Here is a 19348-nt window from a genome sequence, read left to right on the forward strand (position 1 = left end):
CATGAAGATCGCATTCATCGGCCTCGGCAACATGGGCGGCCCGATGGCCATGAACCTGCTGAAGGCGGGCCACACGCTGTCGGCGTTCGACCTGTCGAAAGACGCCTGCGCGAAGTTCGCGGCCGACGGGCTGCCGATCGCCGCGTCGGCTGCGGCCACGCTCGACGGCGCCGAGGTGGTCGTCAGCATGCTGCCCGCCAGCGCGCATGTCGAAGGGCTCTATCTGGGCGCCGACGGTCTGCTCGAGAAGATCGCACCCGGCACGCTCGTCATCGACAGCAGCACCATCGCCGCCGCGAGTTCGCGCAAGGTGGCCGAGGCGGCCGCGAAGCGCGGCATCACCGTCATCGATGCACCGGTGTCCGGCGGCACCGGCGGGGCGATCGCCGGCACGCTGACGTTCATGGTCGGCGGCGCGGAGGCCGACCTCGAACGCGCGCGCCCCCTGCTCGAAAAAATGGGCGCCAACATCTTCCACGCGGGTGCTGCCGGCGCCGGCCAGACCGCCAAGATCTGCAACAACATGCTGCTCGGCATTTTGATGATCGGCACGTCGGAAGCGCTCGCGCTCGGCGTGTCGAACGGGCTGGATGCCAAGGTGCTATCGGAGATCATGCGGCGCAGTTCGGGCGGCAACTGGGCGCTCGAGAAGTACAACCCGATGCCGGGCGTGATGGAAACGTCGCCCGCGTCGAAAAGCTATGCCGGCGGCTTCGGCACTGACCTGATGTTGAAGGACCTTGGGCTTGCACAGGAGAACGCGGCCGCGGTGCGCGCCGCCACGCCGCTCGGTGGCATGGCGCGCAACCTCTACGCGGCGCACAGCCTGGCCGGCCACGGCGGTCTCGATTTCTCCAGCGTGCTGAAGCTGTTTCAAAAACCGCACTGACGCCCGGATGCGGCTCAGGCGTAGCGCGCGCGGGCCAAGGCCGCACCTTTCGCGAGCGCTTCGAGTTTCTGCAGTGCGATCTCGCGGTCCATTGGAGCGAGGCCACAGTTGGTGCAAGGCAGGAGACGCGCCTTCGGCACGTATTGCAGCGCGAGGCCGATGGTGTCGGCAATCTCCTCGGGCGTTTCGACGGTGTCGCTCGCCACGTCGATCACGCCGACCATCACGTCCTTGCCTTCGAGCAGCGCCATGAGGTGCGGCGGCACGTGCGAGTGGAAGCACTCCAGGCTCACCTGCTGGATGCTGCTCCTGGCCAGCGCCGGGAACACCGTCTCGTACTGGCGCCATTCCTCGCCGAGCGTGGCCTTCCAGTCGGTGTTGGCCTTGATGCCGTAGCCGTAGCAGATGTGCACGGCGGTCGTGCAGGTGAGGCCCCGGGCGGCGCGCTCCAGCGCCTGCACGCCCCAATCGGCCGCGTCCTGCATGTAGACGTTGAACGCGGGTTCGTCGAACTGCACGATGTCGACGCCGTCCGCCTGCAACGCCAGCGCTTCCTGGTTCAGCAGCTCGGCGAACGCCATGGCCATCTTCACGCGGTCGCCGTAGAACTTGTCGGCCACCGTGTCGACGATGGTCATCGGGCCGGGCAGGGTGAACTTGATCTTGCGGTCGGTGTGCTTGCGCAGCAGGCGGGCTTCGGTCGCGTGCACGCGCCCCTTGAGCCTGAGCGCCGACACCACCTGCGGCACCATGGCGTCGTAGCGGTTGTTGCGGATGCCCATCTTCACCTTGTGATCGAAGTCGATGCCGTCGACCTGCTCGAGAAAGCCGTGCACGAAGTGCTGGCGCGACTGCTCGCCGTCGCCGATCACGTCGAGGCCCGCGTCTTCTTGCGCCTTGATCCACAGAATCGTGGCGTCGGCCTTGGCCTGCGCGAGGTCGGCGCCCTCGGCCTTCCACTGGGGCCAGAGTTTCTGGGTTTCGGACAGCCACGCGGGCTTGGGCAGGCTGCCCGCGATGGTGGCACTGAAGAGGGGACGCGACATGGATGCTCCTTGCAAGGGGAGCGAGCTTACAAGCCCAGCACGTGCTTGGCGATGATGTTGCGCTGGATCTCGTTGCTGCCGCCGTAGATCGACATGGCGCGACGCCAGAAATAGTTGGCCGGCGCACCGCGCACGCTGGCCTCGATGCCCGAGAGGTCGCCCTCGCCGTGCATCAGCGCCGGGTCCAGGTGCTGGCCTTCGGCACCGGCCGCCTCGAACAGCAGTTCGGTGATGCGCTGGCCGATCTCGGTCCCGCGGATCTTGAGCGACGAGGCAATGCCCGCGCCCGGCGAGCTGCCGCTGCCCATGCTGGAGAGCGCGCGCAGCGTGTTCATCTCCAGCGCCTTCAGCTGCGCCTCCACGGTCGACACCTTGCCGCGAAACAGCGGGTCGTCGATGAGCGGCTTGCCCTGGCTCTTCACTTCGGACGCGACGCGGTGCAGCCGGCGCAGGGCGAAGGTCGAGAAGCCGATGTTGGAGTTCTCGACCCGCTCGTGCTCGAGCAGGAACTTGGCGTAGCTCCAGCCTTTGCCTTCCTCGCCGACGAGGTTCGCTTTTGGCACCTTGACATCGGTCAGGAACACGGCGTTGAACGAGTGCGTGCCTTCGAGCATGGGGATCGGCTGCACCACGACGCCGGGCGACTTCATGTCGATGAGCAGGAAGGAGATACCGCTTTGCGGGCGCGCTTCGCGGCCGGTGCGCACGAGGCAGAACATCCAGTCGGCGAAGTGCGCGTAGGAAGTCCAGATCTTCTGGCCGTTCACCACGTAGTGGTCGCCGTGGTCTTCGGCGCGCGTCGCGAGCGAGGCGAGGTCGGAACCCGATTGCGGCTCCGAATAACCCTGGCACCACCACACGGTCGAATCGCGGATGCCGGGCAGGTGCTGTTCCTTTTGCGCCTCGGTGCCGAAGTTGTAGATCACCGGGCCGACCATGCGCGGGCCGAAGGGCTGGATGGTCGGGCAGTTGAGCTCGCCGCTCACCACTTCGAAGATGAAGCGCTGGGTCGCGTTCCAGCCCGGGCCGCCTTGCGAGACGGGCCAGGTGTAGGCGTGCCAGCCTTTCTTCGCGAGGATCTGCTGCCAGCGCATCGAGTCGTCGCGCTGCATGTGGAGGTCGTGCTCCACGCGCTCGGAAATATCGCGCGGCAGGTTGTTCTGGATGAAGGTGCGAACCTCGTCGGCGAAGGCGCGCTCTTCGGGGGAAAAAGCCAGTTCCATGGTGTGTCTCAGTTCCGTTGGGGGTGGGAAGCCAGTTCGAAGCGCACGCCGCAGACGGTCACGCTGTCGATGTCGGAGGGCAGGGCGCGCGCCTGTGCGGCGCGGCGGATCGCCTCGGCGTCGCGCACCTGCACGGTCACGGCGGCGAGGCCTTCGCCACGACCGTCTGTGGCGTCGGTGAAGCGCAGCGTCGCGTTGTCGACGTCGAGCTGCCAATCGGTCGCCTGCGTCACGGGGCGCTGCAGGATGCGGCCCCATTGCCTGGCGAGGGCCGCCGGGTCGGCGCCCTGCAGCACCGCGCCCGCGATGCCTTCGACGCGTTCCGTCGACACGTGGTCGCGCCAGTGTGGTCCGGCCGGCCAGTACGCGCCATGCTGCAGGTCGGCACCGCCGAGCGTGCTGTTGATCTCCAGCAGCGCGCCGCCGGTGTCGCGCGGGTGCAGCTGCATCCCTTCGTAGTCACCGAGCGTGAGCGGCGCGGCGATGCGCACGCCGATTTCCGCCACGTGCGTGCGCCAGCGCGGCAGCGCCTCGCTGTCGAGGATGACCATGTAGCCGCCGTCGCCCTGGCGCCGTTCCAGGTAGCGGCCGGCCGTCGTGCCGTCGCGCGTGGGCGCCACCACTTCGATGAAGCTGGTGCCGAAAGGCATCAGCGCGTTGTGCAGGCCGAACTGGCCCACCTCGGGATCGCGATGGCACACCTGGACGCCGAACACGGCGCACAGATCGTCGACCACGGGCTCCAGTTCGCGCGCCACCAGGCAGATTTGTCGCAGTCGCAGATAGCTTTCGGTCACCTTGTCTCCTTCGTTGCCGGTTTTTCTAAATCAGGAAATATGATATAACAAATGACGACAACAAAGAGACAAAGGCCGGAACAATGACATCGCTCGAGGGACTGCGCGTCCTTGATCTTTCGCGCTTCATCGCCGGCCCGTACTGCGCCATGATGCTCGGCGACATGGGCGCCGAGGTGGTCAAGATCGAGCCGCCGGGCGAAGGCGAATATGCCCGCCGCGCAATGCCGGCGGTCGACGGCCAGAGCCTTTACACCTTCATCGTCAACCGCAACAAAAAAAGCCTCGCGATCGACTTGCGCAACGCGGACGGCCTGGCGGTGCTGAAGGAACTGATCGTCAAGGCCGACGTGCTGGTCGAGAACTTCCGGCCCGGCACCATGGAGAAGATGGGCCTCGGCTGGGAGGCGATCCATGCGCTCAATCCCCGGCTCGTCATGGCGCGCATTTCCGGGTTCGGGCAGGACGGCCCGCTCGCTGAGAAGCAGTGTTTCGACGGCGTGGCGCAGGCCATGAGCGGGTTGATGGACCTCACCGGCCAGATCGACGGCCCGCCCACCATGATCGGCGCCTTCATGTGCGACTACACGACCGGCATGTATGCGGCGCTCGGCATCCTGGCCGCGCTGAATGCGCGCCATTCGAGCGGCAAGGGGCAGATGGTCGACGTGTCGCTGCTCGAAAGCGCAGCCTCCATGCTCATGACCGCGATTCCGCAGCAATTGATGTTCGGCACGACCATGACGCGCGTCGGCAGCCGCGATCGTTTCGTGGCGCCGTCCAACACCTTCGCCACCGGCGACGGCCGCCATGTGCTGATCGTCGGTGGCGACGACAACATGTTCCCGCGCGTGCTGCGCGCCATGGCGCGCCCGACCTTGATCGACGACCCGCGCTTCGCCACGATGGCCAGCCGGGTCGAACACCGCGATGCGATCGAGGGCATCGTGGCCGACTGGATGGCGGCGAACGACGCCGACGATCTGGTGGCGAAGCTCGAAGCCGAGGGCGTGCCCTGCGCCAAGATCGCGCGCATCGACGAGGTGGTCAAGAACGAGCAGCTGCACCACCGCAACGGCATCGTCGACATCCCGTTCGCCGGCACCTCGGTGCCGATGCAGGGCGTGACCATCCACTTGTCGGACACGCCGCTCACCATCCGCAAGCCGCTGCCGCAGGTCGGCGAGCACAACGCCGACGTGCTGGCCGGCTGGCTCGGCTATGGCGCCGCGCAGGTCGAGACGCTCAAAACGAGCGGCGCGATCTGAGCCATCACAACAACAAGGAGACAAGACTTGACGACTGAACTCATCGAACAACTCGAAGACGGCGTGCTCACGCTCACGCTGAACCGACCCGAGCGCCTCAATGCACTGACGGTGCCGATGACGGATGCACTGCTCGATGCCCTGCGTCGCGCGGCGGTCGACACGAAAGTGCGCGCGGTGGTGCTGACTGGTGCCGGCCGCGGCTTCTGCGCGGGTGGCGACGTCAAGTCGATGGCCGACGACGACGACGCGAACCGCACGTTGGAATCGCGCACGCTGCAACTGCGCGAGCACATGGAATGTTCGCGTCTGCTGCGCGAAATGCCCAAGCCGACGATCGCCGTCGCGCGCGGCGCGGTCGCGGGCGCCGGCCTGTCGCTCGCGCTGGCGTGCGACCTGCTGATCGCGAGCGACACGGTCAAGCTCGTTTCGGCCTTCGTCAAGGTCGGCCTCTCGGGCGACTTCGGCAGCACCTGGTTCCTGACCCAGCTGCTCGGGCCGCGTGCGCGCGCCTTCGCGCTGCTGTCGCCCATCGTCAAGGCGCCCGAAGCGCTGGCCATGGGATTGGTGACGCGCGTGGTGCCTGATGCCGAACTCGATGCCGAAGGCCGTGCCCTGGCGCTGCAGCTCGCTTCGGGCCCGACGATCACGCTGGGCCACATCAAGGCCAATCTGAACGCAGCCGAGCAGGGCGCTACGCTCGCCCAGGCGCTCGACCACGAGGCCATCCGCCACATCCGGTGCGGCATGACCGAAGACCACCTGGAAGCGGCGCACGCCTTCGTCGAGAAGCGCGCGCCCAAGTTTGTCAATCGCTGAAGGAACCACCATGGACAGCTTCTCTCTCAAGGGTAAAACCGCCATCGTCACCGGCTCTTCGCGCGGCATCGGCCGCGCGATCGCCGTGGCCTATGCACGCGCCGGCGCACGCGTCGTCGTCACCAGCCGCAAGGTGGACGCCTGCGCCGCCGTGGTCGAGCAACTGCGCGGCGAAGGCCTCGAAGCGATGGCCATCGCCTGCAACATCTCGCGCAAGGACGAGATCACCGCGCTGGTCGACCAGACCGAGAAGGCATGGGGTCCGGTCGATGTGCTGGTGTGCAACGCGGCTGTCAATCCGTACTACGGGCCGATGTCGGGCATCTCCGATGAAGCGTTCACCAAGGTGCTCGACGTGAACATCAAGTCGAATCTCTGGCTCATCAACCGCGTGGCGCCGGGCATGGCCGAAAAGGGCAAGGGCTCGGTCGTCATCATCAGCTCGATCGCCGGGCTGACCGGCTCGCGCGTGCTGGGCGCCTATGGCATTTCCAAGGCGGCCGACATCTCGCTGGCGCGCAGCCTCGCGCTCGAATGGGGCAAGCAGGGCATCCGCACCAACTGCATCGCGCCGGGCCTCATCAAGACCGATTTCGCCAAGGCGCTCTGGGACAACCCCGAGACGCTGGCCGGCGCGCTCAAGTCGAGCCCACTCAACATGATCGGCGAGCCGGAAGACATCGCCGGTGCGGCGCTGCTGCTGGGCTCTGACGCGGGTCGCTTCATCACGGGCACGACGATCGTGATCGACGGCGGCGCCACCATCGGAGGCGAGTGATGAACTACCAGGACATCACCGTTGCCACCGACGAGCGCGTCTGCACCATCACGCTGAACCGGCCGGAGCGCCTCAATGCGTGGACCGAGCGCATGGAGAAGGAATTCCGCCAGGCCGTCGAAGCCGCCGAAGCCGATGACGCAGTGCGCGCCATCGTGGTGACGGGTGCCGGTCGGGGCTTCTGCGCCGGCGCCGACATGGACATTCTGGAGGCCGGTGCGGCGTCGGGCGGCGAGGGCACGGCGAGCACGAGCGAACTGACGCCGAAAGCCGAGGGCATCGAGCGCAACTATGCGTGGCGCTTCAGCTACCTCTTGCGCGTGCGCAAACCCGTGTTCGCGGCCATCAACGGCCCCATCGCCGGCATCGGCCTGTGCATGGTGCTGTTCTGCGACTTCCGCTACATGGCCGAGGGCCAGAAGCTGACCACGGCCTTCGCCAAGCGCGGGCTCATCGCCGAACACGGCGCATCGTGGATGCTGCCGCGCCTGGTCGGATTGACCAATGCGCTCGACCTGTTGATGTCGGCACGCACGCTGGTGACGGCCGAGGCGGCCACGCTGGGGCTGGTCAAGGCGCTGCCGGTGGAGGGATTCCTGGCCGCCGTGCAGAAGACGGCGCGCGACCTGACTTTCCACGCCTCGCCGCGCTCCATTGGTGTCATCAAGCGGCAGGTGTACGACAGCTTGTTCCAGGACCTCGACCAGGCGTGGGCGCGGGCCGACGCCGACATGCAAGCCTCCTTCACGAGCGAAGATTTCCGTGAAGGTGTGGCGCATTTCCTCGAAAAGCGCACGCCGGCCTTCACCGGGCGCTGAAATTGCTTGTGTTTTGAATACGATATAACCTATTTCAAATCCGGGCATCGCCCGCACGCACCATGGACGACACCCCGATCACCCGCGACAGCCTCAACGCGCAGGCCTACGCACGCCTTTGCCGCGACCTCAAGGCGGGGCGTTTCGCGCCCGGTGAAAAACTCAAGCTGCGCGATCTCGCCGCCGAGATGGGCATCAGCCCCACGCCGGTGCGTGAGGCACTGGCCCGGCTGATCTCGGAGCAGGCACTCGAACAGATCGGGCACCATTCGGTGCGCGTGCCGGTCATGAGTGAAGAACGCTTCGCAGAGGTGCGTGAACTGCGCCTGCTGCTCGAAGGCCGGGCCGCCGCCCATGCCGCCGGACATGCCGACGCCGCCGATGTGAAGCGCCTCGAAGCCATCCATGAACGCATGGCGGCCTGCCACGAGGCCAGCGACACGGCCGGCGAACTGCTCGAAGCCGAGCGTTTCCACATGGCCGTCTATGCGCTGGCCGGCATGCCGGTGTTGCAGCGCATGGTCGAAGGCCTCTGGCTGCAATGCGGCCCGCTCATGAAGGCGTTGCAGACGCACGCGTTGGCCCAGCCGAGAAAGCAGCATCCCCACCACCTGATGCTGCGCGGCCTGCGCAAGCGCGACGGTGAAGTCGCGCGCCGTGGCGTGGAGGAAGAGATCGCCCGCACCAGCGCGCCGATCCTGGCCTACCTGCGCGAGCGCAGCGCGATCGCCGAATCGCCGGCGCGCAAGGTGGCGCGCGTCGCGGCCTGAACGTCTGGCGCTGAACGGCAATCTGGCGCCGGGCGGCGCGATCATCAAGCAGTCGGCGGCCGACGCCAAACGGATGGAGCACGAGGGCCGCGCGGAGGTGTTCGAGAACATGGAAGACCTGGCAAACCGCATCCTTTTCCTGCAGACCGTGATGCAGGCCGACAAGGGCGTGGATTTCGACTTCCTGCGCGCCGCGCATACCGTGGGCAAGACGCCATAGCGCTCGCCCTCAGCGTTTCCTCGACCGCGAGTTGCCGTCGGCCGGGTTGCCGAACACGGCCTGAGCCTGCAGCAAAAACGCCTGCGCCAATGCGGCGCGCGGCCCGTGCTGCGCCCAGACCAGGCCGACCCGGCGCACCGGCGCGCGCTCGGGGAGCGCGATGCGGGCGATCGCCATGCCGCTGTTCCACATCGGCTTCCAGTCGGGCAGCAGGGCCACGCCCAGCCCCTGCGCGACCAGCGCGGCCACGGCCATCAAGCCGTCGAGTTCGAGCCGCTGCTGCGGGCGTATGCCGTGGTCGCGCAGGTATCGGTCGGCCAGTTGGCCGCCCAGCACCGAGCGGTCGTAGCGGATGAAGGGTTGGGTGCGCAGCAGCTCATGCGCATCGGCCCGGCTGGCCAGCGCCGCCGGTGCGACGACGACCAGCGGCTCCTCGACCAGCGCGCACCAGTCGCAGTTCTTGCCGAGCGCGAACTGCGGCTCGACGATGATGGCCGCATCGAGCGCGCCGCTGGTCACCTGGCGGCACAGCTCCACCGAGCTGCTGGTCGCGATGAACACATTCAGCTCGGGATGTTTGTCGTACAGCCCCTTCAACACCGGCGGCAACACGCTGGTCATCGCCGACACGAACACGCCGAGCCGCAACTCGCCGAGTGCCTGGCCATCGGCCGCAACGGCGCGCAGGTCGCGGATGTCGCGCAGGACCGCGCGCGCATGGTCGAGGATCTTCACGCCGGCCTCGGTCGGCTTGACGGAACGCCCCGCGCGTTTGACCAGGGCGGTGCCGAGATCGTCCTCGAGCGCCCGCACCCGCGCGGCGATGGCGGCCGGCGTCAGGTCGAGCCGGCGCGCCGCTTCGGCCAGCGAGCCGAACTCGACGACGGTGACGAAGCTTTGCAGGTAACGCAGATCCATGGAAACGCCCTTGTCTTGATCTCCCTATGGGCGAACAACAATAATCTTATGTTCTGACGGCGGCGAACCGTACTGTTTGTTGTCGGGAGGCGATTTCATACTCAGGCGATCCCACCAGGAGAGAGCCATGAGTTCCCCGCTGCGCGGCGTCTATGCGCCCGTCCTCACGCCGTTCGATCAAGACATGGCCCCGGACGTCGACCGTTTCATTGCACATTGCCGATGGGTCGTCGACAGTGGTGCCGGCCTGGCCGTCTTCGGCACCAATTCCGAAGCCGCCTCCTTGTCGGTCGACGAGCGCATCGGTTTGACCGACGCGCTGCTGGCGGCCGGCATCCCGGCGGCCCGGTTGATGCCCGGCACCGGTGCCTGCGCGCTGACCGACGCGGTCACGCTTACCCGGCACGCGGTGGCCAGCGGCGCGCCGGGCGTGCTGATGCTGCCCCCGTTTTTCTTCAAGAACGTGTCCGACGACGGCGTGTTCGCGTATTACGCGGAGATCATCGAGCGGGTCGGCAGCGACAAGCTGGGCATCTACCTGTATCACATCCCCCAGTTCACGCAGGTGCCGATCACGCTGAGCCTGATCGAACGTCTGCTCAAGCGCTATCCGGACACGGTGCGCGGCGCCAAGGACTCCTCGGGCGACTGGAACAACTCGAAGGCCATGATCGAAGGCTATGCGTCCGAGGGCTTCGCGGTGTTCCCAGCCAGCGAGTCGCTGCTGTCGAAGTCGCTGGCCATCGGTGGTGCCGGCTGCATCAGCGCCACGATCAACATGAACCCGGGCGGCATCCGTGCGCTGTTCGACGGCTGGAACACGCCGCAGGGCGAAGCGCTGCAGGCCGAGGCCGACGCGGTGCGGCTGATCTTCCAGGCCGCGCCGATGATTCCGGCGATGAAGCGCGTGGTCGCCGAGTTTGCACAGGACCCGGGCTGGTCCAGCGTGCGGCCACCGCTAGTCGCGCTCGACGAGGCCGCTGCCGCGGTCGTCCTGGCCGCCTTGCGTGGCGTCGAATTCGACATGCCCGCATACCCGCGGACCTCGCGCGGCTGACCCAGGAGACACCCATGAAAACCTACAAGATCGCCACCATTCCGGGTGACGGCATCGGCAAGGAAGTCATCCCCGCCGGCCGCGCGGTGCTTGAATCGCTGGCCGGTTCGGGAAGCGACTTCGCCTTCGAGTTCGAGAACTTCGGGTGGGGCGGCGACTGGTACCGCGAGCACGGCGAGATGATGCCCGCCGACGGGCTCGACGCACTGCGCGACAAGGATGCGATCCTGTTCGGGTCGGCCGGCGACCCCGACATCCCCGACCACATCACGCTGTGGGGCCTTCGCCTGAAGATCTGCCAGGGCTTCGACCAGTACGCGAATGTCCGGCCGACGCGCATCCTGCCCGGCATCGACGGCCCGCTCAAGCGCTGCGGCCCCAACGACCTCGACTGGGTGATCGTGCGAGAGAACTCCGAGGGCGAATACGCGGGCGTCGGCGGTCGCGTGCATCAGGGCCATCCGATCGAGGCGGCGACCGACGTGTCGATGATGACGCGCGCCGGGGTCGAACGCATCATGCGTTTTGCCTTCAAGCTCGCGCAGTCGCGGCCACGCAAGCTGCTGACGGTCGTCACCAAGAGCAATGCGCAGCGCCACGCGATGGTCATGTGGGACGAGATCGCGGTGCAGATTGCCAAGGAGTTTCCCGACGTCCGCTGGGACAAGGAACTCGTCGATGCCGCCACCGCGCGCATGGTCAACCGGCCGGCCACGCTCGACACGCTCGTCGCCACCAACCTGCACGCCGACATCCTCAGTGACCTGGCCGCCGCACTGGCTGGCAGCCTGGGCATCGCGCCCACCGGCAACATCGATCCCGAGCGCCGCTACCCGTCGATGTTCGAGCCGATCCACGGCTCGGCCTTCGACATCATGGGCAAGGGCCTGGCCAACCCTGTCGGCACCTTCTGGTCGGTGGTGATGTTGCTGGAGCACCTCGGCGAGACCGCTGCGGCGCAACGCGTGATGGCGGCTGTCGAACACGTCACTGCCAACAAGGCGCTGCACACCCGCGACCTCGGCGGTAGCGCAGGAACGACCGACGTGACGCAAGCTGTATGCGCCCATCTGGCCCACCGCGCGCCGCACTGAACACTGCTTTCACAACAACGATGTCGGAGACAAACACCATGACCGCTTCATTCTCTCGGCGACCACGCCGCCTGGCGCTCACGATCGCCCTTCAGGCGGCCGTGTGGGGCAGCTGCGCCTTCGGGACGCTGGCTTTCGCGCAAGACTGGCCAGCCAGGCCCATCACCATTGTCGTGCCGTTCCCGGCCGGCGGCACCACCGACGCGGTGGCGCGTGCGCTCGGCGAATCGCTGTCCAAGAGCCTCGGCCAGCCGGTCCTCGTCGAAAGCAAACCGGGCGCCGGCACGACGCTGGGCGCCGACTACGTGGCCAAGGCCAAGCCCGACGGCTACACGCTGCTGATGGGTGCGGTCCATCACACCGTGGCGCCCAGCGTCTACAAGAAGCTGCCCTATGACTTCCAGAAGGATCTCGCGCCGGTCACCACCGTGGCGATGGTGCCCAATGTGCTGTCTGTCAATGCAGCGCTGACGCCTGCCAAGAGCGTGGCCGAGTTGGTCGCGCTGGCCAAGGCCTCGCCCGGCCAGCTGACCTTCGGCTCGAACGGCAACGGTACCGCCCAGCATCTGATCGGCACCCTGTTTCAGCTCGACACCGGCACGAGCCTGCTGCACGTGCCCTACAAGGGCAGCGCCCCGCTGACCACCGACCTGCTCGGCGGCCAGGTGACGATGTCCTTCGACAGCATCACGCCTGTGATCCAGCACATCAAGGCCGGCAAGCTGCGCGCGCTGGCCGTCACCACACACAAGCGCACGCCCATGCTGCCCGACGTTCCGACGCTCGAAGAGGCCGGCCTGAAGGGTTTCGACATCGAGACCTGGTATGGCGTGCTCGCGCCGGTGGCGACCCCGCCGGCCATCGTCGCCAAGCTCAATACCGAGATGCTCAAGGTCATCAGGTCGCCGGAATTCGCCGCGCGCATGAAGGACGCTGGCTGCGAGCCGCTGGGCAGCAGTCCGGCCGAGTTCGCGAGCCGCATCGCGAACGAAACCGTCAAGTTCGCCAAGATCGTCAAGCAAGGCAATCTGGCGATCGAGTAAATCTGGGTTGCTCGCAGGCGCAGCGCGCGCCGCATGCAGCAGGACGATGCACCTGCATGCCGAATATTCATCCGCCCCGGTTGCCGACTGCTGGCCTTGCCGTCATCATCGTGGACACAAGCGGGATGCCGACTGCCATGGCAAACCCGCACCGGCCCGACCGATACGGAGACAAGCCAGGATGATCGACTACCGCCACGGCCAGAGGCCGCTGCACGACTACCTGCGCCACCATGCGCGCGAGACGCCCGACAAGGCGGCGCTGGTCTGGTACGGCCGGCGCATCAGCTACGCCGAACTCGACGACCTCAGCGACCGCTTCGCCCAGAGCCTGCGCGACCGCGGCATCGGGCAGGGCGACGTGGTCGCGCTGTTTCTCGAGAACTGCCCGCACTACCTCATCGCGCATTTCGGCGCCCAGAAACTCGGCGCGATCGTGAGCCCGTGCAACCCGCATGCACAGGCCTACGAACTCGAACACCAGCTGGCCGACCTCGACGCACAGGCCATCGTGGCCGGCGAAGAACTGCTCAAGGTGGTGCTCGCATCGCGTGCCAGGCGCAGCATCGAACACGTTTACGCGGTGCGCTACGGCGACATGCTGCCGGGTGTGCTCGCCATCGACGTGCCGCGCTCGATCCGGCTGCCGCACGAGCCCGCGCCGCCGCTGCCGGCCGGCGTCATCGATTTCAGCGAGGCGCTGGCGCAAGCCGGCGCGTTCGAGCCGGTCGACACCATCGCGATGGACGACGTGGCCTTGATGGCCTACACCTCGGGCAGCACCGGGCTGCCCAAGGGCGCGATGATCAGCTACGACTGCGCGCTCTACAAGACCGCGACCAGCGCCGACGGCTTTCGCCTCGGGGCGGACGACGTGATGCTGGCCGATGTCGCGCTGTTCCACATCTCCGGAATGATGACCGGCCTGACGCTGCCGATCTACTGCGGTGCCACCGTGGTGCTGCTGCAGCGCTTCGACGCCACGGCCGTGCTTCAGGCGATCGAGAGCTGCAAGGTGACCTGGTGGTATTCGATGGCACCCTCGTTGCCGTCGACCATGGCCGCCGACGATGCCGCCACCTACGATCTCTCGTCGCTCAAGACCACCGTCGGCACCAGCTTCGGCGTTCGCCTGACCGAAAAGCTGGCCGGGCAGTGGAGCCGCTTCGCCAACCACTGCCTGGTGTACGAAGCCGGCTACGGCCTGAGCGAAACGCACACCTGCGATACGCTGATGCCGGCGGACGCGATCAAGTGGGGCACCAACGGCAAGCCGGTGCCGGGTGTCGAGGTGCGCATCGTCGATCCGGTCACCGGCGTCGACGCGGCGGTCGGCACCCGCGGCGAGATCCTGCTGCGCAGCCCGGTCACCTACAAGGGTTACTGGCTGCGGCCGGAGGCGACGCAGACGCTCTTCGTCGATGGCTGGATCCGCACCGGCGATGTCGGCGTGCTCGACGACGAGGGCTATCTCACCTTCCTCGGCCGCACCAAGGAAATGATCAAGGTGTGGAGCTACAGCGTGTTTCCGGAAGAGGTCGAGGCGATCCTCGCCACGCACCCGGATGTGCGCCAGGCGGCGGTGGTCGGCATGCCGGACCCCGACCGCGGCGAGTCGCTGCAGGCCTACGTGGTGCTCAAGTCGGAGGCGGCGGCGCGCCTTTCCATCGACCGCGCGGGCCAGGTGCGAGACCGCTCCGACCAGAAGATCATCGAGTGGTGCCTGAAGCACATGTCGCACTACAAGGTGCCGCGCACCGTGATCTTCCGCAGCGGCCTGCCGGCGTCGGAAAGCGGCAAGCTCTTGCGCCGCATGCTGCACGACCCCGTGGCCTCGCTGTCGGCCAACTGAACGACCGACGCATCGGCCGCGCGGGATCGTGCGGCGCGCTCAGCGCGCGTTGACCGTCGCCGGAATCGGCGCGCGGTAGTTCGCGAGCTCGTGCTTGGCGATCGCGTTGCGGTGCACTTCGTCGGGACCATCGGCCACGCGCAGGTGGCGGGCATAGGCATAGAACGACACCAGCAGCGTGTCCTGGCTGAGGCCCATCGCACCGAACGCCTGCATCGCATCGTCGATCACCTGCACGCAGTTGTTGGGCGCCAGCACCTTGATCATTGCGATCTCTTTCGCGGCGACCTTGTTGCCCACCGTGTCCATGCGCCAGGCGGTGTGCAGCACCATCCAGCGGGTCTGGTCGATCAGCATGCGGGCCTTGGCGATGCGCTCGCGCCAGACGCCTTGTTCCGCCAGCGGCTTGTGGAAGGCCACGCGCGACACCACGCGCTGGCACATCAGCTCGAGCGCGGCTTCGGCCATGCCGATCATGCGCATGCAGTGGTGGATGCGTCCCGGGCCGAGGCGGCCTTGTGCGATCTCGAAGCCGCGGCCTTCGCCGAGCAGGATGCTCGATGCCGGCACGCGCACGTTGTCGAACAGCACCTCGGGGTGGCCGTACGGCGGGTCGTACACACCCATCAGCGCCATGTCGCGCACCACCGTCACGCCGGGGGTGTCGCGCGGAACCACGATCATCGATTGCTGGCGATGGCGGTCGGCGTTGTCGGGGTCGGTCTTGCCCATCAGGATGAAGACCTTGCAGCGCTCGTTCATCGCGCCGGTGATGTACCACTTGCGGCCGTTGATGACGTAGTCGTCGCCGTCGCGCCGGATGTTGCATTCGATGTTGGTCGCGTCGGACGAAGCCACTGCCGGTTCGGTCATCGCGAACGATGAACGGATCTCGCCGGCAAGCAGCGGCTTGAGCCAGCGCTCCTGGTGCTCGGGCGTCCCGTAGCGCTCGAACACTTCCATGTTGCCGGTGTCGGGCGCGCTGCAATTGAACACCTCGGTGCTCCAGAGGCGGCGACCCATGATCTCGCACAGCGGCGCGTATTCGAGGTTGGTCAGGCCGTCGGGCACGTGCGCCGATTTCGGCAGGAACATGTTCCACAGGCCGGCGGCGCGTGCCTTGTCTTTCAGGCCCTGCATCATCGGCAGCGTCGTGTAGCTGCCGCCGCCTTCAGCGTCGCGTGCGGCTTTCTTCGCCTCGCGTTCGTGCTGCTCTTCGTTCGGATAGATGTGCTCGTCCATGAAGGCGAGAAGGCGCTTGCGCAGGTCGTGGACCTTGGGAGTGAATTCGAAATCCATGGGTGTTTCGTGCTTTCGATGAAGGTGGGGGTGGGCGACTCAGTCCCAGGAGAACAGGCCGAGCGACACGGCGACCAGCGCCGGCTTCGGCTGGCCTTCGATCTCGACGGTGTTTTCGGTGCGGACCATCGTCCAGCCGTCGTCGCGCTGGTCGGCGGCCAGCAGCTTGACGTGGTTGCGCACGCGCGAGCCGGCGGCCACCGGCGACATGAAGCGCAGCTTGTCCAGGCCGTAGTTGACCGACTTGGTCGCCTTCAGGCCACCGAGCAGTTCATAGGTCGTGATGGGCAGCAGCGACAAGGTGAGAAAGCCGTGCGCGATCGGCGCGCCGAAGGGGCTCTCCCGCTGGGCGCGCTCGACGTCGATGTGGATCCACTGGCGGTCTTCGGTGCACTCGGCGAAGGCGTCGATGCGCGACTGCGGCACCTCGATCCACGACGAGGTACCGATCGACTGGCCGACGGATTGCTGCAGGTTGTCTCGGGTCAGCATGGGCATGGCAAGGAGGGAAAAAAGTGACGGTGCGGCAATGGTGCCGCGACTCGTCGGCGTGCGACGCGTGCGGGCATGCAGCCTTTTCATCGGCCGCATGCGGGTTGTTGATGCGCTCGCCCGGTGGCGGGCCGAACATGACCCGGCATCCACACCGAAAGGACACCCGTGACCGCGCGCTACGACGTACAGGACGGCATTGCCGTCGTCACCATGGACACCCCGCCTGTCAACAGCCTGGGCATCGGCAACCGGCGCTTCATCGCGGCGTCGATCGCCCGGGCGAGCGACGACCCGTCGGTCAAGGCGATCGTGCTCACCGGCCACGGCCGCGCGTTTTGCGGCGGTGCCGACATCCGCGAGTTCAACCGGCCCGAAGCCACCATGGCGCCGGACCTGATCGACGTGATCAACCTGATCGAACGCTGCGACAAGCCGGTGGTCGCCGCGATCCACAGCATCGTGATGGGCGGCGGGCTCGAGCTCGCGATGGGGTGCCACTACCGCGTGGTGCAGCGCGGCACGATGGTGTCGCTGCCCGAAGTGCGCATCGGCATCCTGCCCGGTGCGAGCGGCACGCAGCGGCTGCCGCGCCTGCTCGGCCTGGAGATGGCGCTCAACATGATCGTCACCGGCGACACCGTGATGAGCGAAGTGCTCGCGGAGCTCCCCGGGCAGAAGTTGTTCGACAAGTTCGTGGAGCGCGACGTGGTCGCCGAGGCCGTGACCTTCGCGCGTGGCATCGCCGAACGCCGGCCACTGCCACGCGTGCGCGACCTTCGTGTCGAGCATCCGGCGCCCGAGGCGTACTTGCAGTTCGCACGCAACATGGTGGCGGCGAGTTCGAAGAACTATCCGGCGCCGCTGCGCTGCCTGGATTGTGTGGCGCAGTCGACGCGCATGGGTTTCGATGCCGCGCTGGCCTACGAGCGCGAAGCCGTGACCGAACTGGTGTGGACAAAGGAGAGCGCGGCGCTGCGCCACGCCTTCTTCGGTGAGCGTGCGGCGAGCAAGATCCCCGACGTCCCCGAAGACACCCCCAAGCGCGACATCAAGACTGTCGGCGTCATCGGCGCCGGCACCATGGGCGGCGGCATCTCCATGAACTTCCTCAACGCCGGCATCCCCGTCAAGATCCTGGAAATGAAGCAGGAAGCCCTGGACCGCGGCCTCGCCACCATCAAGAAGAACTACGAATCCCAGGTCAAGCGCGGCAAGCTGAAGCAAGACAAATACGACCAGCGCATGGCGCTCCTGTCCACCACCCTCAGCTACGACGACCTCAAGGACTGCGACCTCATCATCGAAGCCGTCTTCGAAGAACTCGGCGTCAAGGAAAAAGTCTTCAACGAACTCGACCGTGTCGCCAAGCCCGGCGCCATCCTCGCCTCCAACACCTCCACCCTCGACGTGGACAAGATCGCTGCCTTCACGAAACGTCCGCAAGACGTCGTCGGCATGCACTTCTTCAGTCCTGCCAACGTCATGAAACTGCTGGAAGTCGTGCGCGGCAAGCACACCGCCAAGGATGTGCTGGCCACCGTCATGGCCATTGGCAAGAAGATCAAGAAGACGGCCGTCGTCTCCGGCGTCTGCGACGGCTTCATCGGCAACCGCATGATCGAGCAGTACAGCCGCCAGGCCGGCTTTTTGCTCGACGAAGGCGCCACCCCCCAGCAAGTGGACAAGGCCGTCGAGAAATTCGGCTTCGCCATGGGCCCCTTCCGCATGGGCGACCTGGCCGGCAACGACATCGGCTGGGCCATCCGAAAGCGCCGCGCCAGCGAACGCGCCGACATGAAATACAGCCGCACGGCCGACAAGCTCTGCGAACTCGGGCGCTTCGGCCAGAAGACCGGCGCCGGCTGGTACGACTACCAGGCCGGCAAGCGCGACGCCATCCCGAGCGACCTGGTCACCAAGATGATCGAGGACCACCGAAAGGAACTGGGCATCACCCCGCGCAAGATCTCCGACGAAGAGATCGTCCAGCGCCTGGTCTATGCGCTGGTCAACGAAGGCGCGCACATCCTGGAAGACGGCATCGCCAGCAAGGCGGGCGACATCGACATGGTGTACCTGACGGGCTACGGCTTCCCGATCTTCCGTGGGGGCCCGATGCACTACGCAGGGCAGGTGGGTCTGTACAACGTGGCCGAGTCGATGAAGCGCTTTGCGAAGAACCCGCGCGACGATGCGGCGTTCTGGCAGCCGGCGGCGTTGATCCAGAAACTGGTGGGGGAGGGGAAGAGCTTCGACTAGGCGCGCGCCGCTCAGGCGCCCGGCAGGCCGATCGTCAGGCCGGGCAGCGTGAGCGCATCGCCGTCGACGGTCGTGCCGCAGGCGATGGCGCGTTCGCGCACGGCGCCGGCATCGTCCAGCGCGAGCGTGATGCGCCCCACGCCGCCGGCACCTTCCTCGACGAACACGAACTGAAGGCTGATGCCGTCGAGCACCAGGCGCGGAAGGCCCGCCGCGTGCCGCTCGACCGACACCTGGAAAATCTGCGCCCAGTGCGCCGCGACGCGCTCGGGTGCGCGCGCGTGCAGCACGAGCGCGGTGATGCCCGGCGAGGAAGAGGAGGGCGGTCGCTCATTGGTCTTGCGCTCGTTGTCGGCCACCCATTGCAAGGCGCATGCGCCGGTGTCCGCCGCGACGACGCGCAGGGGCGTCACGTCGTCCGGCTCGGAATCGCCCTGGGAATCGAATCCCAGTTGCGTGAGCAACGTGCGCTGGCGCCGCAGGTCGCTGCACCGCCAATGGAGCGTCGCCACATTGCCCGCCGACGCAGCAGAGGGGTGCTGCACGAACGCGAGCCATTGCGCACCGAGCCGAAAGCACGCAGCGTCGGGTGCTGTGCGCTCGAGTCGCAGAACCTGCTCGGCGAATGCCACAGCCGCGTCGAGGTCCGGCACGGCCAGTTGCACGCCTTGCAGGGTCGGCCGGTCGAGGGCGGGCCACATCG

General features: G+C 66.9%; 18 protein-coding genes and 1 pseudogene. 12 read left to right on the plus strand and 7 right to left on the minus strand.

What is annotated here, in order from left to right:
* The first annotated feature begins 1 nt into the window (after window position 1).
* Entirely contained in the window at window positions 2-889 is an 888-nt protein-coding gene (gene mmsB, locus AX767_RS17345; protein ID WP_068632463.1) for a 3-hydroxyisobutyrate dehydrogenase, read from the plus strand.
* Between the two features lie 14 nt (window positions 890-903).
* On the opposite strand, the gene AX767_RS17350 is transcribed toward mmsB, so the two are convergent.
* From AX767_RS17350 to AX767_RS17360, 3 genes are read right to left on the minus strand one after another with little or no spacing between them, the layout of a single operon-like run.
* A complete protein-coding gene (locus tag AX767_RS17350; protein ID WP_068632464.1) occupies window positions 904-1935 on the minus strand; it encodes a methionine synthase in 1032 nt (343 codons plus the stop codon).
* A gap of 26 nt (window positions 1936-1961) precedes the next feature.
* Complete coding sequence (locus AX767_RS17355; protein ID WP_068632465.1) at window positions 1962-3158, minus strand: acyl-CoA dehydrogenase family protein; 1197 nt, start codon at window positions 3156-3158, stop codon at window positions 1962-1964.
* 8 nt (window positions 3159-3166) lie between these two features.
* Window positions 3167-3955, minus strand: a complete 789-nt coding sequence (locus tag AX767_RS17360) for a VOC family protein (RefSeq protein ID WP_068632466.1) — start codon at window positions 3953-3955, stop codon at window positions 3167-3169.
* A gap of 83 nt (window positions 3956-4038) precedes the next feature.
* Between AX767_RS17360 and AX767_RS17365 the strand changes: the two genes are divergently transcribed.
* The 6 genes and pseudogenes from AX767_RS17365 to AX767_RS22285 form a co-directional block, all read left to right on the plus strand.
* Entirely contained in the window at window positions 4039-5223 is a 1185-nt protein-coding gene (locus AX767_RS17365) for a CaiB/BaiF CoA transferase family protein (protein ID WP_082755054.1), read from the plus strand.
* A gap of 27 nt (window positions 5224-5250) precedes the next feature.
* Window positions 5251-6042, plus strand: coding sequence for an enoyl-CoA hydratase (locus AX767_RS17370; protein WP_068632468.1), 792 nt, complete (start codon window positions 5251-5253; stop codon window positions 6040-6042).
* A 10-nt stretch (window positions 6043-6052) separates the two neighbouring features.
* A complete protein-coding gene (locus tag AX767_RS17375; RefSeq protein WP_068632469.1) occupies window positions 6053-6820 on the plus strand; it encodes an SDR family NAD(P)-dependent oxidoreductase in 768 nt (255 codons plus the stop codon).
* The gene (locus AX767_RS17380) at window positions 6820-7638 is read left to right on the plus strand and encodes an enoyl-CoA hydratase (protein ID WP_068632470.1); all 819 of its coding nucleotides are present in this window, start codon (window positions 6820-6822) and stop codon (window positions 7636-7638) included. The genes AX767_RS17375 and AX767_RS17380 overlap by 1 nt, the downstream gene beginning before the upstream one ends.
* 62 nt (window positions 7639-7700) lie before the next feature.
* Entirely contained in the window at window positions 7701-8408 is a 708-nt protein-coding gene (locus AX767_RS17385; RefSeq protein WP_068632471.1) for a GntR family transcriptional regulator, read from the plus strand.
* A 10-nt stretch (window positions 8409-8418) separates the two neighbouring features.
* Window positions 8419-8541, plus strand: a pseudogene (locus tag AX767_RS22285) (hypothetical protein); the annotation flags it as partial.
* A gap of 96 nt (window positions 8542-8637) precedes the next feature.
* Here AX767_RS22285 and AX767_RS17390 read toward each other — a convergent pair.
* A complete protein-coding gene (locus AX767_RS17390; RefSeq protein WP_068632472.1) occupies window positions 8638-9546 on the minus strand; it encodes a LysR family transcriptional regulator in 909 nt (302 codons plus the stop codon).
* Between the two features lie 127 nt (window positions 9547-9673).
* Here AX767_RS17390 and AX767_RS17395 point away from each other — a divergent pair, with 127 nt between their 5' ends.
* The 4 genes from AX767_RS17395 (at window position 9674) to AX767_RS17410 (ending at window position 14592) form a co-directional block, all read left to right on the plus strand.
* Window positions 9674-10603: a dihydrodipicolinate synthase family protein gene (locus AX767_RS17395; protein WP_068632473.1), complete on the plus strand. Its 930-nt coding sequence runs from the start codon at window positions 9674-9676 to the stop codon at window positions 10601-10603.
* A 14-nt stretch (window positions 10604-10617) separates the two neighbouring features.
* Window positions 10618-11697 (plus strand): tartrate dehydrogenase, encoded by a 1080-nt coding sequence (locus AX767_RS17400; RefSeq protein ID WP_068632474.1) that lies wholly within the window; start codon window positions 10618-10620, stop codon window positions 11695-11697.
* A gap of 38 nt (window positions 11698-11735) precedes the next feature.
* The gene (locus AX767_RS17405) at window positions 11736-12740 is read left to right on the plus strand and encodes a tripartite tricarboxylate transporter substrate binding protein (RefSeq protein WP_068632475.1); all 1005 of its coding nucleotides are present in this window, start codon (window positions 11736-11738) and stop codon (window positions 12738-12740) included.
* Window positions 12741-12921: 181 nt separating this feature from the next.
* Window positions 12922-14592 carry an AMP-binding protein gene (locus AX767_RS17410; protein ID WP_068632476.1) on the plus strand — a complete coding sequence of 557 codons (1671 nt, stop codon included), beginning with the start codon at window positions 12922-12924 and terminating at the stop codon, window positions 14590-14592.
* 39 nt (window positions 14593-14631) lie between these two features.
* On the opposite strand, the gene AX767_RS17415 is transcribed toward AX767_RS17410, so the two are convergent.
* Together AX767_RS17415 and AX767_RS17420 are read right to left on the minus strand one after the other, a co-directional pair.
* Window positions 14632-15891, minus strand: a complete 1260-nt coding sequence (locus AX767_RS17415; RefSeq protein ID WP_068632477.1) for an acyl-CoA dehydrogenase family protein — start codon at window positions 15889-15891, stop codon at window positions 14632-14634.
* Window positions 15892-15930: 39 nt separating this feature from the next.
* Window positions 15931-16389, minus strand: coding sequence for a MaoC family dehydratase (locus AX767_RS17420; RefSeq protein ID WP_156481068.1), 459 nt, complete (start codon window positions 16387-16389; stop codon window positions 15931-15933).
* 162 nt (window positions 16390-16551) lie between these two features.
* On the opposite strand from AX767_RS17420, the gene AX767_RS17425 reads away from it, so the two are divergent.
* Window positions 16552-18645 carry a 3-hydroxyacyl-CoA dehydrogenase NAD-binding domain-containing protein gene (locus tag AX767_RS17425; protein WP_068632478.1) on the plus strand — a complete coding sequence of 698 codons (2094 nt, stop codon included), beginning with the start codon at window positions 16552-16554 and terminating at the stop codon, window positions 18643-18645.
* 11 nt (window positions 18646-18656) lie between these two features.
* On the opposite strand, the gene AX767_RS17430 is transcribed toward AX767_RS17425, so the two are convergent.
* Entirely contained in the window at window positions 18657-19346 is a 690-nt protein-coding gene (locus tag AX767_RS17430; RefSeq protein WP_068632479.1) for a VOC family protein, read from the minus strand.
* Window positions 19347-19348 lie beyond the last annotated feature (2 nt).

This window comes from Variovorax sp. PAMC 28711, assembly GCF_001577265.1.
Classification (GTDB): domain Bacteria; phylum Pseudomonadota; class Gammaproteobacteria; order Burkholderiales; family Burkholderiaceae_C; genus Variovorax.

What these genes read in the sequence shown, in the direction of transcription:
- AX767_RS17410 (WP_068632476.1), top strand. Translation starts at nt 12,922, where the DNA reads ATGATCGACTACCGCCACGGCCAGAGGCCGCTGCACGACTACCTGCGC.
- AX767_RS17380 (WP_068632470.1), top strand. Translation starts at nt 6,820, where the DNA reads ATGAACTACCAGGACATCACCGTTGCCACCGACGAGCGCGTCTGCACC.
- mmsB (WP_068632463.1), top strand. Translation starts at nt 2, where the DNA reads ATGAAGATCGCATTCATCGGCCTCGGCAACATGGGCGGCCCGATGGCC.
- AX767_RS17390 (WP_068632472.1), bottom strand. Translation starts at nt 9,546, where the DNA reads ATGGATCTGCGTTACCTGCAAAGCTTCGTCACCGTCGTCGAGTTCGGC.
- AX767_RS17405 (WP_068632475.1), top strand. Translation starts at nt 11,736, where the DNA reads ATGACCGCTTCATTCTCTCGGCGACCACGCCGCCTGGCGCTCACGATC.
- AX767_RS17420 (WP_156481068.1), bottom strand. Translation starts at nt 16,389, where the DNA reads ATGCCCATGCTGACCCGAGACAACCTGCAGCAATCCGTCGGCCAGTCG.
- AX767_RS17350 (WP_068632464.1), bottom strand. Translation starts at nt 1,935, where the DNA reads ATGTCGCGTCCCCTCTTCAGTGCCACCATCGCGGGCAGCCTGCCCAAG.
- AX767_RS17430 (WP_068632479.1), bottom strand. Translation starts at nt 19,346, where the DNA reads ATGTGGCCCGCCCTCGACCGGCCGACCCTGCAAGGCGTGCAACTGGCC.
- AX767_RS17375 (WP_068632469.1), top strand. Translation starts at nt 6,053, where the DNA reads ATGGACAGCTTCTCTCTCAAGGGTAAAACCGCCATCGTCACCGGCTCT.
- AX767_RS17400 (WP_068632474.1), top strand. Translation starts at nt 10,618, where the DNA reads ATGAAAACCTACAAGATCGCCACCATTCCGGGTGACGGCATCGGCAAG.
- AX767_RS17395 (WP_068632473.1), top strand. Translation starts at nt 9,674, where the DNA reads ATGAGTTCCCCGCTGCGCGGCGTCTATGCGCCCGTCCTCACGCCGTTC.
- AX767_RS17355 (WP_068632465.1), bottom strand. Translation starts at nt 3,158, where the DNA reads ATGGAACTGGCTTTTTCCCCCGAAGAGCGCGCCTTCGCCGACGAGGTT.
- AX767_RS17365 (WP_082755054.1), top strand. Translation starts at nt 4,039, where the DNA reads ATGACATCGCTCGAGGGACTGCGCGTCCTTGATCTTTCGCGCTTCATC.
- AX767_RS17415 (WP_068632477.1), bottom strand. Translation starts at nt 15,891, where the DNA reads ATGGATTTCGAATTCACTCCCAAGGTCCACGACCTGCGCAAGCGCCTT.
- AX767_RS17385 (WP_068632471.1), top strand. Translation starts at nt 7,701, where the DNA reads ATGGACGACACCCCGATCACCCGCGACAGCCTCAACGCGCAGGCCTAC.